Annotated in this window: 14 protein-coding genes; 3 read left to right on the forward strand and 11 right to left on the reverse strand. The window is 66.9% G+C overall.

Annotated elements, in window-relative coordinates:
• Nucleotides 1–89: 89 nt before the first annotated feature.
• The 9 genes from ACSQ3D_RS19785 to ACSQ3D_RS19825 all read right to left on the reverse strand — a co-directional run bounded on the left by ACSQ3D_RS19785 (nt 90) and on the right by ACSQ3D_RS19825 (nt 10,632).
• On the reverse strand, nt 90–1,481 hold the full coding sequence (locus ACSQ3D_RS19785) for an esterase-like activity of phytase family protein (protein WP_436128020.1): 1,392 nt from the start codon (nt 1,479–1,481) through the stop codon (nt 90–92).
• A 181-nt stretch (nt 1,482–1,662) separates the two neighbouring features.
• Nucleotides 1,663–2,679: an OmpA family protein gene (locus tag ACSQ3D_RS19790; protein ID WP_436128021.1), complete on the reverse strand. Its 1,017-nt coding sequence runs from the start codon at nt 2,677–2,679 to the stop codon at nt 1,663–1,665.
• Nucleotides 2,680–2,845: 166 nt separating this feature from the next.
• Nucleotides 2,846–3,334 carry a L,D-transpeptidase family protein gene (locus ACSQ3D_RS19795; protein WP_436128022.1) on the reverse strand — a complete coding sequence of 163 codons (489 nt, stop codon included), beginning with the start codon at nt 3,332–3,334 and terminating at the stop codon, nt 2,846–2,848.
• A gap of 7 nt (nt 3,335–3,341) precedes the next feature.
• Nucleotides 3,342–5,048, reverse strand: a complete 1,707-nt coding sequence (locus ACSQ3D_RS19800; protein ID WP_436128023.1) for an NAD(P)-binding protein — start codon at nt 5,046–5,048, stop codon at nt 3,342–3,344.
• Nucleotides 5,049–5,213: 165 nt separating this feature from the next.
• The gene (locus tag ACSQ3D_RS19805; RefSeq protein ID WP_436128024.1) at nt 5,214–6,878 is read right to left on the reverse strand and encodes a polyamine aminopropyltransferase; all 1,665 of its coding nucleotides are present in this window, start codon (nt 6,876–6,878) and stop codon (nt 5,214–5,216) included.
• A gap of 274 nt (nt 6,879–7,152) precedes the next feature.
• The gene (locus ACSQ3D_RS19810; protein WP_436128025.1) at nt 7,153–7,362 is read right to left on the reverse strand and encodes a hypothetical protein; all 210 of its coding nucleotides are present in this window, start codon (nt 7,360–7,362) and stop codon (nt 7,153–7,155) included.
• Nucleotides 7,363–7,650: 288 nt separating this feature from the next.
• Nucleotides 7,651–7,872 carry a DUF350 domain-containing protein gene (locus tag ACSQ3D_RS19815; protein WP_056171400.1) on the reverse strand — a complete coding sequence of 74 codons (222 nt, stop codon included), beginning with the start codon at nt 7,870–7,872 and terminating at the stop codon, nt 7,651–7,653.
• Between the two features lie 86 nt (nt 7,873–7,958).
• Nucleotides 7,959–9,476: a DUF4178 domain-containing protein gene (locus ACSQ3D_RS19820; RefSeq protein ID WP_056410962.1), complete on the reverse strand. Its 1,518-nt coding sequence runs from the start codon at nt 9,474–9,476 to the stop codon at nt 7,959–7,961.
• A gap of 103 nt (nt 9,477–9,579) precedes the next feature.
• The gene (locus ACSQ3D_RS19825; protein ID WP_436128026.1) at nt 9,580–10,632 is read right to left on the reverse strand and encodes an SPFH domain-containing protein; all 1,053 of its coding nucleotides are present in this window, start codon (nt 10,630–10,632) and stop codon (nt 9,580–9,582) included.
• A 281-nt stretch (nt 10,633–10,913) separates the two neighbouring features.
• On the opposite strand from ACSQ3D_RS19825, the gene ACSQ3D_RS19830 reads away from it, so the two are divergent.
• Nucleotides 10,914–11,183: a DUF2061 domain-containing protein gene (locus ACSQ3D_RS19830; protein WP_056171405.1), complete on the forward strand. Its 270-nt coding sequence runs from the start codon at nt 10,914–10,916 to the stop codon at nt 11,181–11,183.
• Nucleotides 11,184–11,448: 265 nt separating this feature from the next.
• Here ACSQ3D_RS19830 and ACSQ3D_RS19835 read toward each other — a convergent pair whose 3' ends face one another.
• Both ACSQ3D_RS19835 and ACSQ3D_RS19840 read right to left on the reverse strand, forming a co-directional pair.
• Nucleotides 11,449–11,754: a flagellar basal body protein gene (locus ACSQ3D_RS19835; RefSeq protein WP_056171407.1), complete on the reverse strand. Its 306-nt coding sequence runs from the start codon at nt 11,752–11,754 to the stop codon at nt 11,449–11,451.
• Between the two features lie 72 nt (nt 11,755–11,826).
• On the reverse strand, nt 11,827–12,732 hold the full coding sequence (locus ACSQ3D_RS19840; RefSeq protein WP_436128053.1) for a LysR family transcriptional regulator: 906 nt from the start codon (nt 12,730–12,732) through the stop codon (nt 11,827–11,829).
• A gap of 233 nt (nt 12,733–12,965) precedes the next feature.
• Between ACSQ3D_RS19840 and ACSQ3D_RS19845 the strand changes: the two genes are divergently transcribed.
• Nucleotides 12,966–14,330 carry an aspartate aminotransferase family protein gene (locus tag ACSQ3D_RS19845; RefSeq protein WP_436128027.1) on the forward strand — a complete coding sequence of 455 codons (1,365 nt, stop codon included), beginning with the start codon at nt 12,966–12,968 and terminating at the stop codon, nt 14,328–14,330.
• Nucleotides 14,331–14,433: 103 nt separating this feature from the next.
• The gene (locus ACSQ3D_RS19850) at nt 14,434–15,960 is read left to right on the forward strand and encodes a CoA-acylating methylmalonate-semialdehyde dehydrogenase (RefSeq protein WP_436128028.1); all 1,527 of its coding nucleotides are present in this window, start codon (nt 14,434–14,436) and stop codon (nt 15,958–15,960) included.
• Nucleotides 15,961–16,069: the final 109 nt, after the last annotated feature.

The raw sequence follows: 16,069 nt of genomic DNA on the forward strand, positions 1-16,069 counted from the left end.
CCCGCAGCGAGGGCTGCGTCCCCCTGCCCGCATCGCGCAGCGGTGCGAGAGCGGGGGGAAGACGCGAAGCGTCTCAGGGGGGTGTCACTTCATTTCGCTCGCAGCAGCTCGCCCACTTCCAGCAGCACCAGCTCGTTGTCGTCCGCCTTGTTCGGCTCGCGGCTGCTGCTGAAAGGCATGTTGTTGTCGTTGCCCACGACGATGTGCGTGCCGTCCACCACGTCCACGTTTTCGATCGTGAAGAACGGGAAGGTGAGCACGCCGTTGGTCAGCGGCTTCTTCGACAGGCGCTTGGGGTCCTGGATGTTCATGAGGTCGATGTAGCCGACCTTGCGGATCTCGCCGCCCACGTTCGCGTCGCTCATCTCGACCTTGTAAACGCGCTTGAATTTGGCCAGGTCGTGGAAGCAGTCGGTGCGCTTTTGGTCTGCGGGGCAGGCCTTGTCGGCCGTGCCTTCGCCGTTGTCGCGCTCGATGATCAGGCCCATGGCGCTTGTGCCATCTCCCGAGATGCTGCCGTCGATCATGTTGAAGTCGCCGATGGCATGGTGGTTGGCTTCCAGCACGTACTTCCAGTGGCGGCCGGTCCATTGCTCGCTCTTCACGTCGAACTCCAGCACGCGCAGGTATTGCTTGCCGCCCACGTTCTCGTACGCCTTGGCGTCCTCGTTCCACAGCGCGCCTTCGAGCAGGGCGTAGAGCTTGCTGCCGTCCTTGGACGACGCCATGCCTTCGTAGCCCTTGGAGCGCTTGACCTCGAACGGCGTGGGCTTGGCGTCTGGCGCGCCGGGCATCAGCACACCGGGGGCGTCGGGCGAGCGCACGACCTTGCCGTCGACCTTGGTTTCGAACACGCCCAGCACCTTGCCGTTCAGGTCCGCCTTGATGAGGAAGGGGCCGAACTCGTCGCCGATCCACAGTGCGCCACCGGCGAACTGGAAGCTCTCGGGGTCGAAGTCGGCGCCGGTCAGGTAGCGCTGGTCCGTGCCTTCGTGGGTGATGCGAAACGGCACCTTCTTGTCGGGGTCGTGCAGGAAAATCGTCTTCTGGCGCTTGAACTCGCCGCCCTGGAAGTCCACCGTGTAGTGGTTCAGGTACAGCATGAAGTCGGCCGAGTTGGCCTTGGCGCCAGCGCCGTTGTCGGTGAGGACCCAGAACGATCCGTCGGCCATGCGCTTGATGCCAGAGTGGCCCTGGATCGGCTGGCCGTTGAAGGGCAGCGAGACGCCGGTGTCGCGCCCGCCCGACTGGCCCATCACCGTGCCGATGGTCTCCACGCGGCGCGGGGTGGTGAACTTGCCACTGACCTGCAGGTCCTGCGGTGCGTCCTTGGGTGCGGGGATGACGGTGAACGCCGGCAGCACGGCGTGGCCGGCCAGCGTGGCGGGGTAGGCCTGCTGGGCCAGGGCAGAGGTGGAGAAGCAGGCGGCGGCGGTGCACGCCAGCAGGGCGCAGGCACCCAGGGTGGAGAGTCGGGACATGGTCGCTCGGGCAGTGAAAGCAGATGAAGCGGCGACGATGCCGCCTGCCCGTGACGAGGGTGTGACCGTGGGGCGCCGGTGCGGCAGGCCCGGGGCGCTGCGCGCTGACCACACCGACCGCACCGACCGCACCGACCACCGCGGCGGCGGCGCGGAGTGCGTGGCCAGTGCGGGCCGCCGCTTACAGCGGCACCAGCTCCACGCGCCGGTTCTTGGCGCGGCCGCCTTCGTCGCCATTGCTGGCCACCGGGGCCAGGTCGGCCACGCCGAAGGCGGACAGGCGCGCGGCCGGAATGCCGTACTGGCTGGTGAGCGCGGCGTTCACCGCCTCGGCCCGGCGCTTGGACAGCGCGATGTTGGAATCGAGCGAACCCTGGTTGTCGGTGTGGCCCACCACGCGCAGCTTGAGCGTCGCCTCGGCCTTGAGCAGCTTGGCGATCTCATCGAGCGCGGGCTTGGACTCGGGCTTGATGTCGGCCTTGGCCGTGTCGAACAGGATGCCGTACAGGGCCACGCGGCCGGTGGTGGCGATGGCCTTGGACATGTCGCTCGCGTTCACCGTGACCATGTTCTGCTGCAGGGCGCCGGTCTCGATGATGTCGACCGCCGCGTAGGCGCCCTTGACGGCCTTGTAGTCCTTGCTGGCGTTGGCCCAGCTGACCGCCTCGACCACGATGTAGATGTCGCCCTGCGGGCGCGGGATCTTGAAGCTGGCGATGCGCGCGGTGGCGGTGTCGGCCTGGGTGAAGGTGTAGGTCGAGCGCGTGGTGTTGATCTTGCGCCAGCCGTAGGTGCACAAAAAGCAGGTGCGGTCGCGGAAGGCGTCGTCCTTGCCGGAGTCGTACAGCACCGTGCCGCCCGCAGCCTGCACTTCGTTCTGGTAGTTGCGCACCAGCTCGGCGGGCGATGCGTCGCCGGCCGCCTCGTACCACAGGCGGGTCACCGCGCCCTCGACCGGCAGGGTGCTGGCCCACGAGCGCTTGGTGGTGGTGGTGTCGTACTTCTTGTAGGTGCCGGTGGGCACGACGTATTCGTCGAAGCGCTTGTAGTCGTAGCCCACGATGGTGGAGCCGGCGAAGCGTTTGACCAGGGGGTTGTCCTTGGACCCGGCGATGTCCTGGGCCGAAGCGGGCGAGACGAGGACCAGCGCGGACACCGCGGTGGCAAGCGATACGAGCAGGCGGCGCATGAGCGTCATGGCGTCTTTTCTCCAAAAAAGTGGGCGATGCGCGAGTGTCTCCGGTTTGCCGCGGCCAGCGCACCCCTGCGCCCGCAGGCAGGGGCCGGAGCGTGAACAATTGGGCAAAAAGCCGCACCAGGGCGTTGCCGCACGGCGGCTGCCACGCCGCAGCCCCCGCCGGGCCTCAGGCCTGGATGAACACCGGCGTCCCCACGGGCACCCGCTCGAACAGGTCGATCACATCCGCATTGGCCATGCGCACGCAGCCGTGCGACGCGGGCACGCCCAGCGGCGTGCCGTCCGGGCAGCCGTGGATGTAGATGAAGCGGCGCAGCGTGTCCACGCCGCCGCCCCGGTTGAAACCGCGCTCGCAGCCGGTGAGCCACAGGATGCGCGCCAGGATCCAGTCGCGCCCGGGGTGCTGCGCGGCCAGGTCGGGCGAATACACCTCGCCCGTGGGCCGGCGCCCGACGAACACCGTGCCGGGTGCGCAGCCCGCGCCCACCTTGGCCCGCACGCGGTGTTGGCCGCGTGGCGTGCAGCCGCTGCCGCGGGCCTCGCCAACGCCGTTCAGCGCGGTGGACACCGGGTAGCGGGCCAGCACCTCGTCACCATCGAGCAGACACAGCTCCTGCCGGCCGATGTGGATTGCGATGTGGATCGCCGCGCCCACGGCCCGCCTACCCCGCAGCCGCCACCAGGCCAGCCCCATGCCCGCGCGTGAAGGCTTCTTCGAACACCGAGTAGCCCGACCAGTCGCTGTGTGCGAACGCCAGGCGCGCCGTGGCGGGCGTGGGCAGGGCCAGCGCACGCTCTGCTTTTGATAGCTGGTTGCGCTTGCCAGGTGCGCGGTAGAGGCCGATTTGGCTCAAATACGTGACCAGCCCCGGCGTGGGGATGGCCATGGCGTGCCCGTAGCGCGTGACCTCGACCCGCGTGACGCGGCGGCGCAGGTCGGGGTGGGGCACGGACAGGGCGGCCAGCGCGCCCTCGGCCCAGTGCTGCCAGGGCTGCTGCGCCAGTTGCTGACGGCCGTCGGGCACGCTGCCCAGGGCCTGGTAGTACGTGAGCACCGTGGGGCCGGCCAGTGTGGCGCGGGTGTCCAGGCGCTGGTGGCCTGCGTCCACGTAGCCCAGGCCGCCGGGCGTGGCGTCGGCGTACAGCACGTTGTCCCAGGCGGGCGCGGCGCCGGGGCGGTCGGTCAGCGGGCTGTCGATGTGGAGGTTGGCCACCAGCCAGGGCGCCCAGGTCAGGCGCTGCGCCGCGCCGGTCAGGAACGCGGGCGGGTTGCGCACCACGCGGGAGGCGATGTGCACCGGCAGCGCCACGATGCAGCGCGGCGCCTGCCAGCGCTCCACGCTGTCGGTGACGTGGTTGTACGCGTCCACCTCCACGCCGTGGCGGCCTTCGGTGATGCGCAGCACGCTGGTGGCGGTGCGCAGCTGGCCGCCGCCCTGGGCATTGTTCTGCAGCGGGGCCGCCAGGCGGCGGGTGATCCAGCCGTTGCCTTCGGGCCAGGTGAGCACGCTCTCGCGGGACTCGTCCGCCGCCTCGCCGGGCGCATGAAAGCCGTGGCGGCTGGCGAAGTAATGGATGCCCGCCCAGGCCGACACCACGGCCGTGCCTGCGCCGTAGTCGTCGCGGCAGCTGTAGTCGAGGTACCACCGCAAGTGCTCGTCGTCGAAGCCCTGCTGATCCAGCCAGGTGGCGAACGTGACGGCATCGAGCGCCTGGTGGGGCTGGGGCAGCGGCTGGCCTGGGCCCAGGGACCGCATCATCGGCATGGTGAAGCGCGCGGCCCGGGTGGCATCGTCCACCGCCTGCGCAAACCGGCGGTACTGCGCGATCGTGGTGTCGGGCACGCCGTGCACGGGCAGCAGGCCCTCCTGCCATTCACCCTGGAAGAACAGGCGCTCCTGCGGGCTGTGGCACAGGTGGCGCTCGTCGTAGCGCCAGCGGCCGGACACGCGCTGGCGCAGGCCCAGTTCTTCCAGCAGGTTCTGCACCTCGGGCGCATCGTCGCCCGGCACCGGCAGGTAGTGCGCGCCCAGCGGGCAGGCAATGCCCCCCACCGCGCCGCCCCGGCTGTTGCCGCCCGCGCTGTCTTCCAGCTCCAGCAGCGCAAAGTCGTCCACGCCCGCGAGCCGCAGCGACCGCGCCGCCGCCAGCCCCGCCACGCCACCGCCCGCGATGATCACCTGCGCGCGCCGCAGCACCGTGGGCTCGGGCAGGCTGCCGGTCTTGAGCAGGTCGCGCAGCGCATGGCCGCGCTGCATGTCGATGCCGGCAAAGCCGCCTTGCAGCGTGCGCGGCGCTTCGTCGCAGCCCGGCAGCAGAACTGCGGATGTCGCAAGAGCACCCGTGGCTAGAAAATGGCGGCGTTGCATGGTGTCAGTGTGTTGGATTCGGGTCTGCAGTCAACCATCCACACCGTTCGGGCCGAGCCTGTCGAAGCCTTGTGCGGCGCTTCGACAGGCTCAGCGTGAACGGTTCTTTCATTGGCAAAACTTGCTGGGCCGCTAAGCCGTGGGGTGCAAAAAGGGAATAGGCATCTAGTGCTTTCCCCATTCGCGCTCGTAGGTGTGGACCAGCGCCTGGTTCGACAGCCGGTTCACCTCCGTCGGCACCCGTGCCATGTCGCGCGGAAAGTCGAACAGCAGCGGCAACGAGTCCAGCGTCAGAAAGCGCAGGTGCTCCGGCAGCGTCTCGGGCAGGCGCCAGGGCCGGCGGCTGGCGATGACGAAGCCCCATTCGCCGAAGCTGGGCACGTGGGCGTGGTACGGCGCGGTCTGCAGGCCCACCGACTCCATGGTCTGCACCACCGTCCAGAAGCTCTTGCGCGCCACCAGCGGCGAGGTGGTTTGCACCACCGCATAGCCGCTGGCGGCCAGGCGGTTGGCCAGCAGCGCGTAGAAGCTGTTGGTGTACAGCTTGCCGATGGAAAAATTGGTGGGGTCCGGGAAGTCCACCACGATCACGTCGAAGGTCTCCAGCGCCGCAGGGATTGCTGCTGGACTTGCTGGAACGCGCGGTGCAGTCCCAGTGCTGCTGGCGCCTGAGGCGCTGGCGGCTGGGGGTTGCGCTTCGGCACCCGGCTCGGCCGTGTTGCCCTGCAGCCACCCGAACGCATCGGTGTTGATGATCTTCACCTTGGGGTCGCGCAGCGCGTTGCCGTTGAGCTGCGCGAGCATGGGGTTCTCGCTGAAGATGCGCGTCATGGCCGGGTCCAGCTCCACCAGCGTGACGGATTCGACCGAGGGGTACTTCAAGATCTCGCGCACGGCCATGCCATCGCCGCCGCCCAGAACGGCCACGCGCTTCGGATGGCCGTGGGCCGACATGGCGGGGTGCACCAGGGCCTCGTGGTAGCGGTACTCGTCGGCCTGCGCGAACTGCAGGTTGCCGTTGAGGTAGAGCCGGTGGCCCAGCCGCCCCTGCGTCACGACGATGCGCTGGTAGGGCGATGCGGTGCTGAAGACGATGCGGTCCTGGTAGAACTTGTCCTCGGCAAAGCTGGTGATGTGGTCTGCCCCGGCAAAGCCCGCGATCAGCAGCGCGAGCACCATGGCACAGGCGGCCACGTGCGCGCGCAGGCGGCGCAGCTCATGCCGAAAGAGCCACACGGCCCACAGCGCCACGGCGGCGTTCATCACGCCGAACAGCAGCCCCGTGCGGATCAGCCCCAGGTGCGGCACCAGCAGCAGCGGGAAGGCCAGCGACACCGCCAGCGCGCCCAGGTAGTCGAAGGTGAGCACCTGCGAGACCAGGTCCTTGAGCGCCACGTTGCGCTTCAAGATGCGCATGACCAGCGGGATCTCGAGCCCCACCAGCGTGCCCACCACCATCACCATGCCGTACAGCAGGAACCGGAACGCCCCCGGCGTGTACGCATTGGCCAGGAACAGCGTGGCCGGCAGCGCCCCGCCCACCAGCGCCACCAGCAGCTCGATGCGCAAAAAATGCGCAGGCAGCTGCCGCTCGAAATAGCGCGACAGCCACGAGCCCACGCCCATGGCGAACAGGTAGGTGCCGATGATGGTGGAGAACTGCAGCACCGAGTCGCCCAGCACATAGGACGCGAGCGCCCCGGCGGCCAGTTCGTACAGCAGGCCGCAGGCGGCCACGACGAAAACGCTGATGAGCAGCGCGATGTCGATGGGGCGGGCACCCTGCGACGAGGCTTGTTCTGCCGGTCGTGCGGGCGACGGTTGCACCATGGTCAACCCGCTACCCCAGCGAGTTGCGGTTGCGGTTGCGGGACGGTGGTGCCGCGCCGCTGGGCATCAGGCATACCTGCCGCGCTATGGCGTAACTGCTCTGCAGCATGCTCGTGATGAATGACGATGTGGAGTGATTTCATGAATCGCGATGAATAGCCGACTGAGACTGATTGGGGATGATTGGGGATGATTGGGGAGCCAAGTTCAACGCAACCAATTGATGCCCAAGACTTATTTGAAGCCCATTGGGGAAAATCCATTGTGTTTGGGATCAGTCCGGGTTTTGGAAGCTCTGCGGAGCATGAATCGTGGCATCACGTGGCGAGAGCGGAAGCTTCGAAAGTCGAGCCCAGCGCCCGCCGCCGCCTTGGTTTTCCCGCCGATATTCCGAATGCCCTTTCTTGGACACCTCGTTGAGTAACGCCTTCACATACTCCTTGCGATACGCCAACTCAGGAATCAGCAGTTGGGGGAGCAACAAGGCATAAACCGGCAAGGGCGTAGGACGCCAGATCGTCGCCTTTGCGGCCGGTCACGCTGTGTGTCAGGTGCGCTATTCCGTCCACTCATGACGCCCGTCCTCCGAGGGAGAGTGCGCTTGCAACCGAGCCTGCAATTCGATGGGCCGTCAGCTCCGCAGAGGACATGTCACAACGCATTCGCGTCCATACCTTGAATTTCTATTGCGGCTGCCAAGGCTGTTCGCGTGGACCGCGCGAGTGTGTTCGCTGCGGGTGCGGACGGCATGCGCGGTACGGCACTGCCGAATTCAATGAATCGCAGCCGCCACGATGATGCTGATGCCCAGGCACATCGCTGCCACCACCATGGCCAGGGCCCTGTTCTGCTTTTCGACGATTTCGCGCCACAGGTCGTACGGCGTGATCTTGTCGACGATGACGAAGCACACCCAGAAGATGACCACGCCGATCAGTGCGTACAGGATGGACCCGAGGAACGCCGCGGGCTTGAGCCATTCGATTCCCATCATGATGTGTTCTCCTTGGAACGGTTGTCTGTCTGTCGATTGAATAAAAAAGAGGGGCGGTGCGCCAGCCGAGGCCTCCAGCGCCGCACCTACTTGTGGCTGCCGCCCGAGGAGTACCCGCCGTACGAGCCCCCCGAGCTGCGGTAGCTGGACGACGACGAGCAGTTCTCCCGTTGCGGGTCGCAGCTGGAGCAGCGGCTGAGCAGCACGAGCAGGATCAAGATCACCACCGCGATGATGATGATGGTGCCGCAGCCCAGGCCCGACTTGGCCACGAACGGGCCCGGGTCGTCGCGTTTGAGCACGTCCTGCTTGTCTTCGAGCTTGAAGGCCTTGGCCACCGTGTCGCTGGCCAGCTTGTCGCCGGCGGACCAGGTGATCTCGTTGGTGCTTTGCTCCATCGACAGCACGCCCTTGCTGCCCTCGAAGTCGCGGTTGAAGGTCTTCTGGCCGCGCGTGACCTGCCAGTAGAACTCGCCCAGCACGTAGGTCGTCTCGGCCTCGTAGCTGTACTTGAGCTTGTAGGTCGTGCCCAGGTAGGTGGCGGTGCTGCCGGTGCCGGCCAGCTGCGGCGCGCCGGTGGTGGGGCGCACCATGCTCCAGCCTTCTTCCGAATCGACCAGGAACGCGAAGCCGCGCTTCTGGTTGTAGAGCAGGTATTCGCTCCAGCCGAAGTGTTCGTCGTCGCCGGGCGCAACGCCCATGCGGTGCTGAAAGCCCACCACCTGCCAGTGCACGCCCTGCAGCTGTCCCTTGCTGCCCAGCGGGATGATGGGCTGTACGGGTTCGTCCTGCTCGGCAGAGCGCAGCTCGCCGCCCACGCCGCCACTGAGGTCGATGATGCTGGCGCACGAGCCGCAGGTGAGGCTCTTGGTGCTGGACAGCTGCACCTGCACCGGAGCGCCGCAGTGCGGGCAGCTGAACTGGCGGCCTTTTTCGTCCTTGGCGGACTCGTCCTTCAGGCCCTGCAGCTGCAGGTCTTCGAGCAGCACGGACTTGCCGCGCTCCACATTGGGCGGGGTGTGGCCGTAGTCGATGCTGACCACTTCGCCGTCGGCGCTGCGCAGCTCGACCATGCCGAAGGGGTGCCCCAGCGGCGGCAGCTTGGGCAGCTCGCCCTGCGCGGAGATGAGCGATGCCTGGCCGGTGTAGGCCACGCTGTAGGGCTTGCCGTTGATGGCGGTGGTGGTGCCGACGCGAAAGCGCTCGGCCGCGGGCATCTCGCGGCCCGGGTCGATGGGGCGGGTGAAGACGTAGGCGCCGTTGTCCTCGCCCAGCGTGGCCAGGGTGCCGTCGTTGAGGAACGCCGCCCATTCGGTCCACACCCCCGCATCGCCCTTGTACTGCAGGCGGCCCACCAGCGTGAAGGGGATGTCCTTGCCATCGAGCTGAATCCGCCCGCTGGCCATGAGCTGCAGCGGGCTGTGGTCGTCGAACAGCTCGGCCATCTTGCCCAGGCGCTGCAGCACGTCGCCATTGCGCACCACGGTGCTCTGGCAGTAGCCGCAGACGGCGTGCGTGGACTGCGCGCTGCGGAATTCAACCGGCGCGCCGCAGCCCGGGCAGGGCGCGCGGTAGTAACGCTGTGTGGGGTCGGCGGTGGCCATCGTGCTGTGTTGGTGCTGCGCCGTTCAGCGCGATGCAGGGCCGGTGAAGGCCCTGGCGCTTGTCCCTCGTGCGCAGGCAGCTATTATTATGATAGCAATCGGGTCAGATCAGCTTCTTGAGCAGCTCGGCCTTCTTGGCGTCGAACTCTTCCTGGGTCAGGATGCCCTTGGACTTGAGCTCGCCCAGCTTCTCCAGCGTGGCCATCACCTCGTCGGGCCGCACGCCCGCGGGCACAGCCGCCGCCTGGGCCGCCGCTGCGGCAGCAGGCGCCACCGGCGTCTGCAGGCCTTGCTGCAGGTTCTGCGCCAGCACCTGGCCCAACGCCACGCCGGCCCCGAGGCCCATGGCGTCGCCCGCGATGCCGCTGCCGCCACCGCTGTTTTCGGCGAACTTGGGGATGGCCTGCGCCGTCTGGTATTGCATGAACTTGGCCATGTCGTTGCCGACCATGCCCATGCCGATCTTCTGGTCGAGGATCTTCTGCAGCTCTTCGGGCAGCGAGACGTTCTGCACCGTGAGGTTTTCGATCAGCAAACCCAGCTTGGCGAAGATGGGCGCGAGTTCCTTGGTCAGCGCATCGGCGAACATGACCTGGTTGGCCGCCAGGTCCAGGAACGGCAGGCCGCTGCCGGCGATGGCGTTGCTGATGTTCTGCAGCACCAGGCCGCGCAACTGGCCTTCGAGGTCCGCCACGGGGTAGGACTCGCGCGTGCCCGAGATCTCGGTGTGGAACAGCTTGGGGTCGGCAATGCGGAAGGCGTAATTGCCGAACGCGCGCAGGCGCACCGCACCGAAGTCCTTGTCGCGGATCGTGATGGGCTGGGGCGTGCCCCACTTCTGGTCGATCTGCTGGCGCGTGCTGAAGAAGTAGACGTCGCTCTTGAAGGGGGACTCGAAGAGCTTGTCCCAGTTCTTGAGGTACGTCAGCACCGGCAGCGTCTGCGTGGTGAGCTTGTAGGTGCCGGGCGTGAACACGTCGGCCACCTGGCCTTCGTTCACGAAGATGGCCATCTGCGACTCGCGCACCACCAGCGTGCCGCCGTTCTGGATTTCCATGTCGCGCATGGGGAAGCGCCAGGCCAGGGTGCCGTCCCCCTCTTCGGTCCATTGAATGATGTCAATGAACTGTTTCTTGATGAAGTCCATGAGGGCCATGTCTGCTCCCAAAGCAAAGAGAAGGGGGTTGAAGAGAGCGGCCATCATAGCAACGGGGCTGCAGGCCTCCGGCGCTTTTTTCAGGGCGCGGCCGTGAAGTAGTTCACACCCTGCGCTCTCCTCGTACCGGCCAGCACAGGCTCGGCACGGTGCATAGCGGCTATCTCTGCAGTAGCGGCAATCAATTGGCGTTCGCTATTGAGAATGCCTACCATTCACTCCATGCCTTCCCGAGCCGTTCCACACCCGGAATCGGCGTTGCCACTGACAGGAGCCCCACCATGACCCGCATCCGCCAAGCCGCTCACCAGAACAAGACCATGCTGATGAAAACCGGCAGCTATTACCTGGTACACATCTGCGTCGCCGCGATGGTGGCCTACGCGGTGACGGGCAATTTCTGGGCGTCGCTCACGTTGAGCCTGCTGGAGCCTACCGTGCAGGCGGTGGCGTTTTTCTTTCACGAAAAGGCCTGGGACCGCAAGCTGCGCAAAGCCGCAGGCACAGCGCCCGGTGGTGCGCATGCAGCGCTTGCGGCACAGCCCGGGTGACGAGAGTCCGAGCCCTTCCTTCATCCATCAGCAACCGACCCCGCAAGGAGCCCACCATGTACAAGATCCCGCTTCACAGCCGTTCGACCGCTGGCCTGGCGTTTCAGCGCTGGCTGGTCGACCGCCTGGCGCGCATGGCGTCGACGCACTGACGCCATCGTCGGAAAACCCGGCGCAAAAACGACGATGCCCCGCAATCGGGGCATCAGGTGATACAGAAGGGGCCAGAAGCAACTGCCGCCCGCCACGGCGGTTTGCTTGCCGGTCAGGCCCGGGTGTCCAGCAGTGATCCCATCATCTGATCCTGCGTCTTGATGGTCTGCAGGTTGGCCTTGAACGCATAGGTGGCCGACATCTGCTCCACCGCCTCCTGCTCCAGCGCCACGCCCTTGGCGTCCTGCTCGCGCTGCACCGTGGCCTGCACCCCCGCGCTGTCCTTGGCCTCCTGCTGCGCCACCACCTCGCGGCGGTAGCCGGGGGTGTTCATGTTGGCCACGTTGTTGGCCGAGGCATCCAAGCGCAACTGGGCGGCCTGCAGGCCGGAACTGCCGATGGAGGAAATGCTGGCCATGGTGTGCTCCGCTCAACGCGCTGAAGGAAGAAGGCCCCGATTGTCCGCCCGGTTCTTGCTGGACGCAAGGCGTCATCCACTGTGCGCCTGCACCAGGCACTGCGCAAACGCCTGGGCCGCCCGCGGCGGCTGGGGCGACTTGCGCAGCACGCTCACGAATTCGCAGCGGTAGAAGAACTGCGCGGGCGACACCGCCTGCATGAGCCCCTGCCGCTCGAAGCCCTCCGCATAGTGGTCGGGCAAAAAGCCCAGGTAGCGGCCCGACAGGATCAGCGTCGCGATCGATTCCTGGTCGAACCCCGTCGCCTTGCGCGGCAGGCGGGCGCTGTGGCTGAGTTCCATGTTGGGCGAGTGGTAGCCCAGGCCGGCGAACTGGTAGGCGCGCAAGGCCTCCCAGGTCAGGCCGGCATGGTCGGTGCCGAACAGCGGGTGCCGGGCGCCGCAGTACAGCAGCATGGTCTCGGTGAACAGGTTGGCGTACACCAGACTCTGTGACGCGCGGTGCGCCGGGATGATGCCCACGTGGAAGCTGCCGTCGATGAGCCCGCGCTCGATGGCGTTGATGCTGGCCACGTGCATCTGCAGGCTGACCTCGGGCGCCTGAGTGGCGAAAAGGGCGATGGCGTCGCCGATGTGCGCGGCGGGGTTGCTGGCCGTCTTGTCGAACACCGCCACCTCCAGCCGCCCGCCCATGCGGCGGTGGATGTCGTCGATGCTGCTGCGAAAGGCGTCCACGGCGGACAGCAGGCGCAGGGTTTCGTCGTACACGCGCTGGCCTTCGGCCGTGAGCGCAAAGCCCGCGCGGCCCCGGCGGCACAAGGTGAGGCCCAGGCGGGTTTCCAGGTCCTTCATGTGGCGGCTCACGGTGCTGGTGCCGATGTTCAGCTCCAGCTCGGCCGCGGACATGCCGCCGCACTCCACCACGCTCTTGAACACCTGCAAAAGGCGCAGGTCCATGTCGCTGAGTTGGCCCAGCACGGCGCGGTGCCGGGCGTTGGGGCTGGACAGTGATGTGGCTGGGGGAACGGAGGATGGCTTGGGGGTGTCTTTTACTTGCATAAATCGTCAAGTAAACATTGATATTGCACTATTGGAGAGATTAACAGGCGGCACAACAATGCACTGTCGGCAGGGCTTTGCCACGCAAGGCCCTGCGCTGCCCCCTCACCGTCATCATTCACCCGCCCTTCACCGCCGCCCTGGAGACCGCCATGAGCTTCGTCCATATCGAAAAACCCGCCGCTGGCCCGGACAGCCCTCGCATGGATGCCGCATGGCTCGATGCGCACTGGATGCCCTTCACCGGCAACCGCAACTTCAAGGCCAAGCCGCGCATGATCGTGAGCGGCCAGGGCGCCTACTACACCGACGCCGAAGGCCGCAAGATCTTCGACGGCCTCTCGGGCCTGTGGTGCTCCGGTCTCGGACATGGCCGCAAGGACGTGGCCGAAGCCATCGGCAAGGCGGCGGCCACGCTGGACTACTCGCCCGCGTTCCAGTTCGGCCACCCGGCCTCGTTCGCGCTGGCCAACAAGCTCAAGGAGCTGACGCCCGCAGGCCTGGACTACGTGTTCTTCACCGGCTCGGGCTCCGAGTCGGCCGACACCTCGCTCAAGATGGCCCGTGCCTACTGGCGCGCCAAGGGGCAGGCGAGCAAGACCCGCCTGATCGGCCGCGAAAAGGGCTATCACGGCGTGAACTACGGCGGTATCTCGGTGGGCGGCATCGTGGGCAACCGCAAGACCTTCGGCCAGGGCATCGAGGCCGACCACCTGCCCCACACCCAGCCACCGGCCGGCACCTTCCAGAAGGGCATGGCCGAGGACGGCGGCCGTGCGCTGGCCGACAAGCTGCTGGACGTGATCGCGCTGCACGACGCATCCAACATCGCCGCGGTGATCGTGGAGCCGTTCTCGGGCTCGGCCGGCGTGGTGATCCCGCCCAAGGGCTACCTGGAACGCATCCGCGAGATCTGCACGCAGAACAACATCCTGCTGATTTTTGATGAAGTGATCACCGGCTTTGGCCGCTGCGGCGCGTGGACGGGTGCCGAGGCCTTCGGCGTGACTCCGGACATCCTGAACTTCGCCAAGCAGGTGACCAACGGCGCGCAGCCGCTGGGCGGCGTGATCGCCACCAAGGAGATCTACGACACCTTCATCAGCCAGGGCGGGCCCGAGTACATGCTGGAGTTTCCGCACGGCTACACGTATTCGGCCCACCCCGTGGCCTGCGCGGCCGGCAATGCGGTGCTGGACATCCTGCAAAAAGAAGACATGCCCGGCCGCGTGAAGGCGCTGGCTCCGTTCTTCGAGAACGCGGTGCACGGCCTCAAGGGCGCCAAGCACGTGGCGGACATCCGCAACTACGGCCTGGCCGCGGGCATCACCATCAGCGCCCTGCCGGGCGAGCCGGCCCGCCGCCCGTACGAGATCGCGATGAAGTGCTGGGACAAGGGCTTTTACGTGCGCTACGGCGGCGACACCATTCAACTGGCGCCCCCGTTCATCAGCACCGAGGCCGAGATCGACCGCATGGTCAGTGCGCTGGGCGACGCGCTCACCGAGACCGCGTAAGCGCTGGGCCCGGCCACCGACGCCCACACCCCACGCTCCTAAATCAATAGCTGCTGCCGCTTGCCCATCCAGCAGTGGCGGCATTTTTTACTTGAAAACAGCCATGAACCACGACAAGAACGTCACCACCACCGTCGGCCACCTGATCGACGGCCAGCTCGTTGCCGACACCGAGCGCACACAGCCGGTGTTCAACCCCGCCACCGGCCAGTCCAATACCAGCGTGGCGCTGGCCAGCAAGGCCACGGTCGAGGCCGCCATCGCATCGGCCGAGGCTGCCTACCCCGCCTGGCGCAACACGCCGCCCCTGAAGCGCGCGCGCGTGATGAGCAAGCTCAAGGTCCTGCTCGAAGAGAACGCCGACAAGATCGCCGCCCTGATCACCGCCGAGCACGGCAAGGTGCTGAGCGACGCGCACGGCGAGCTGCAGCGCGGCATCGAGAACGTGGAGTACGCCAGCTATGCGCCCGAGCTGCTCAAGGGCGAGCACAGCCGCAATGTGGGCCCCAGCATCGACTCGTGGAGCGAGTTCCAGGCGCTGGGCGTCACGGCAGGCATCACGCCGTTCAACTTCCCGGCCATGGTGCCGCTGTGGATGTGGCCCATGGCCGTGGCCTGCGGCAACACCTTCGTGCTCAAGCCCTCAGAGCGCGACCCCAGCAGCACGCTGTTCATCGCCCAGCTGGCACTCGAAGCCGGCCTGCCGCCGGGCGTGCTGAACGTGGTCAACGGCGACAAGACAGCCGTGGACACGCTGCTGCAGGACCCGCGCGTCAAGGCCGTGAGCTTTGTCGGCTCCACCCCCATTGCCGAGTACATCTACGCCGAAGGCTGCAAGCACGGCAAGCGCGTGCAGGCCTTGGGCGGCGCCAAGAACCATGCGGTGCTGATGCCCGATGCCGATGTGGACAACGCGGTGAGCGCCCTGATGGGCGCGGCGTACGGATCGTGCGGCGAGCGCTGCATGGCCATCCCGCTGCTGGTAGCCGTGGGCGACGCCGTGGGTGACGCCGTGATCGCGGGCCTGAAGACCGAGATCGCCAAGATGAAGGTCGGCCCCGGCACCCAGACCGACAACGGCGGCAACGACATGGGCCCGCTGGTCAGCAAGCCGCATTTCGAGAAGGTGACTGCCTATGTGGACAGCGGCGTGGCCGAGGGCGCCACGCTGGTGGTCGATGGCCGTGGCATGAAGGTGGCGGGCCATGAAGAGGGCTACTTCCTGGGCGCCTGCCTGTTCGACAACGTCAAGCCCGGCATGAAGATCTACCAGGAAGAGATCTTCGGCCCCGTGCTCGGCGTGGTGCGCGTGAAGACGCTGCAGGAAGCCATGCAGCTCATCAACGACCACGAATACGGCAACGGCACCTGCATCTTCACCCGCGACGGCGAGGCCGCCCGCTACTTCACCGACCACATCCAGGTCGGCATGGTGGGCGTGAACGTGCCCCTGCCCGTGCCCGTGGCCTACCACTCGTTCGGCGGCTGGAAGCGCAGCCTGTTCGGCGACCTGCACGCCTACGGTCCCGACGCCGTGCGCTTCTACACCAAGCGCAAGACCATCACACAGCGCTGGCCCAGTGCTGGTGTGCGTGAGGGCGCGGTGTTCGCGTTTCCCAGCAGCCGGTGATGCCGGCAGATAAGCGCAGATACCCGCTGATTTGACCCTGCAGCGCCCCCAGCCCCTCGGCTGCGGGGCGTTTTTCATGGGGGCGCCGATTGCAGCGGCGCAGGTCATC

The organism is Acidovorax sp. LjRoot117 (assembly GCF_964252695.1).
In the GTDB taxonomy this organism is placed as follows: domain Bacteria; phylum Pseudomonadota; class Gammaproteobacteria; order Burkholderiales; family Burkholderiaceae_C; genus Acidovorax.

Coding starts and splice junctions, on each gene's coding strand:
- ACSQ3D_RS19820 (WP_056410962.1), bottom strand. CDS start 9,476: ATGGCCACCGCCGACCCCACACAGCGTTACTACCGCGCGCCCTGCCCG.
- ACSQ3D_RS19790 (WP_436128021.1), bottom strand. CDS start 2,679: ATGACGCTCATGCGCCGCCTGCTCGTATCGCTTGCCACCGCGGTGTCC.
- ACSQ3D_RS19830 (WP_056171405.1), top strand. CDS start 10,914: ATGACCCGCATCCGCCAAGCCGCTCACCAGAACAAGACCATGCTGATG.
- ACSQ3D_RS19850 (WP_436128028.1), top strand. CDS start 14,434: ATGAACCACGACAAGAACGTCACCACCACCGTCGGCCACCTGATCGAC.
- ACSQ3D_RS19785 (WP_436128020.1), bottom strand. CDS start 1,481: ATGTCCCGACTCTCCACCCTGGGTGCCTGCGCCCTGCTGGCGTGCACC.
- ACSQ3D_RS19825 (WP_436128026.1), bottom strand. CDS start 10,632: ATGGCCCTCATGGACTTCATCAAGAAACAGTTCATTGACATCATTCAA.
- ACSQ3D_RS19835 (WP_056171407.1), bottom strand. CDS start 11,754: ATGGCCAGCATTTCCTCCATCGGCAGTTCCGGCCTGCAGGCCGCCCAG.
- ACSQ3D_RS19815 (WP_056171400.1), bottom strand. CDS start 7,872: ATGATGGGAATCGAATGGCTCAAGCCCGCGGCGTTCCTCGGGTCCATC.
- ACSQ3D_RS19800 (WP_436128023.1), bottom strand. CDS start 5,048: ATGCAACGCCGCCATTTTCTAGCCACGGGTGCTCTTGCGACATCCGCA.
- ACSQ3D_RS19845 (WP_436128027.1), top strand. CDS start 12,966: ATGAGCTTCGTCCATATCGAAAAACCCGCCGCTGGCCCGGACAGCCCT.
- ACSQ3D_RS19805 (WP_436128024.1), bottom strand. CDS start 6,878: ATGGTGCAACCGTCGCCCGCACGACCGGCAGAACAAGCCTCGTCGCAG.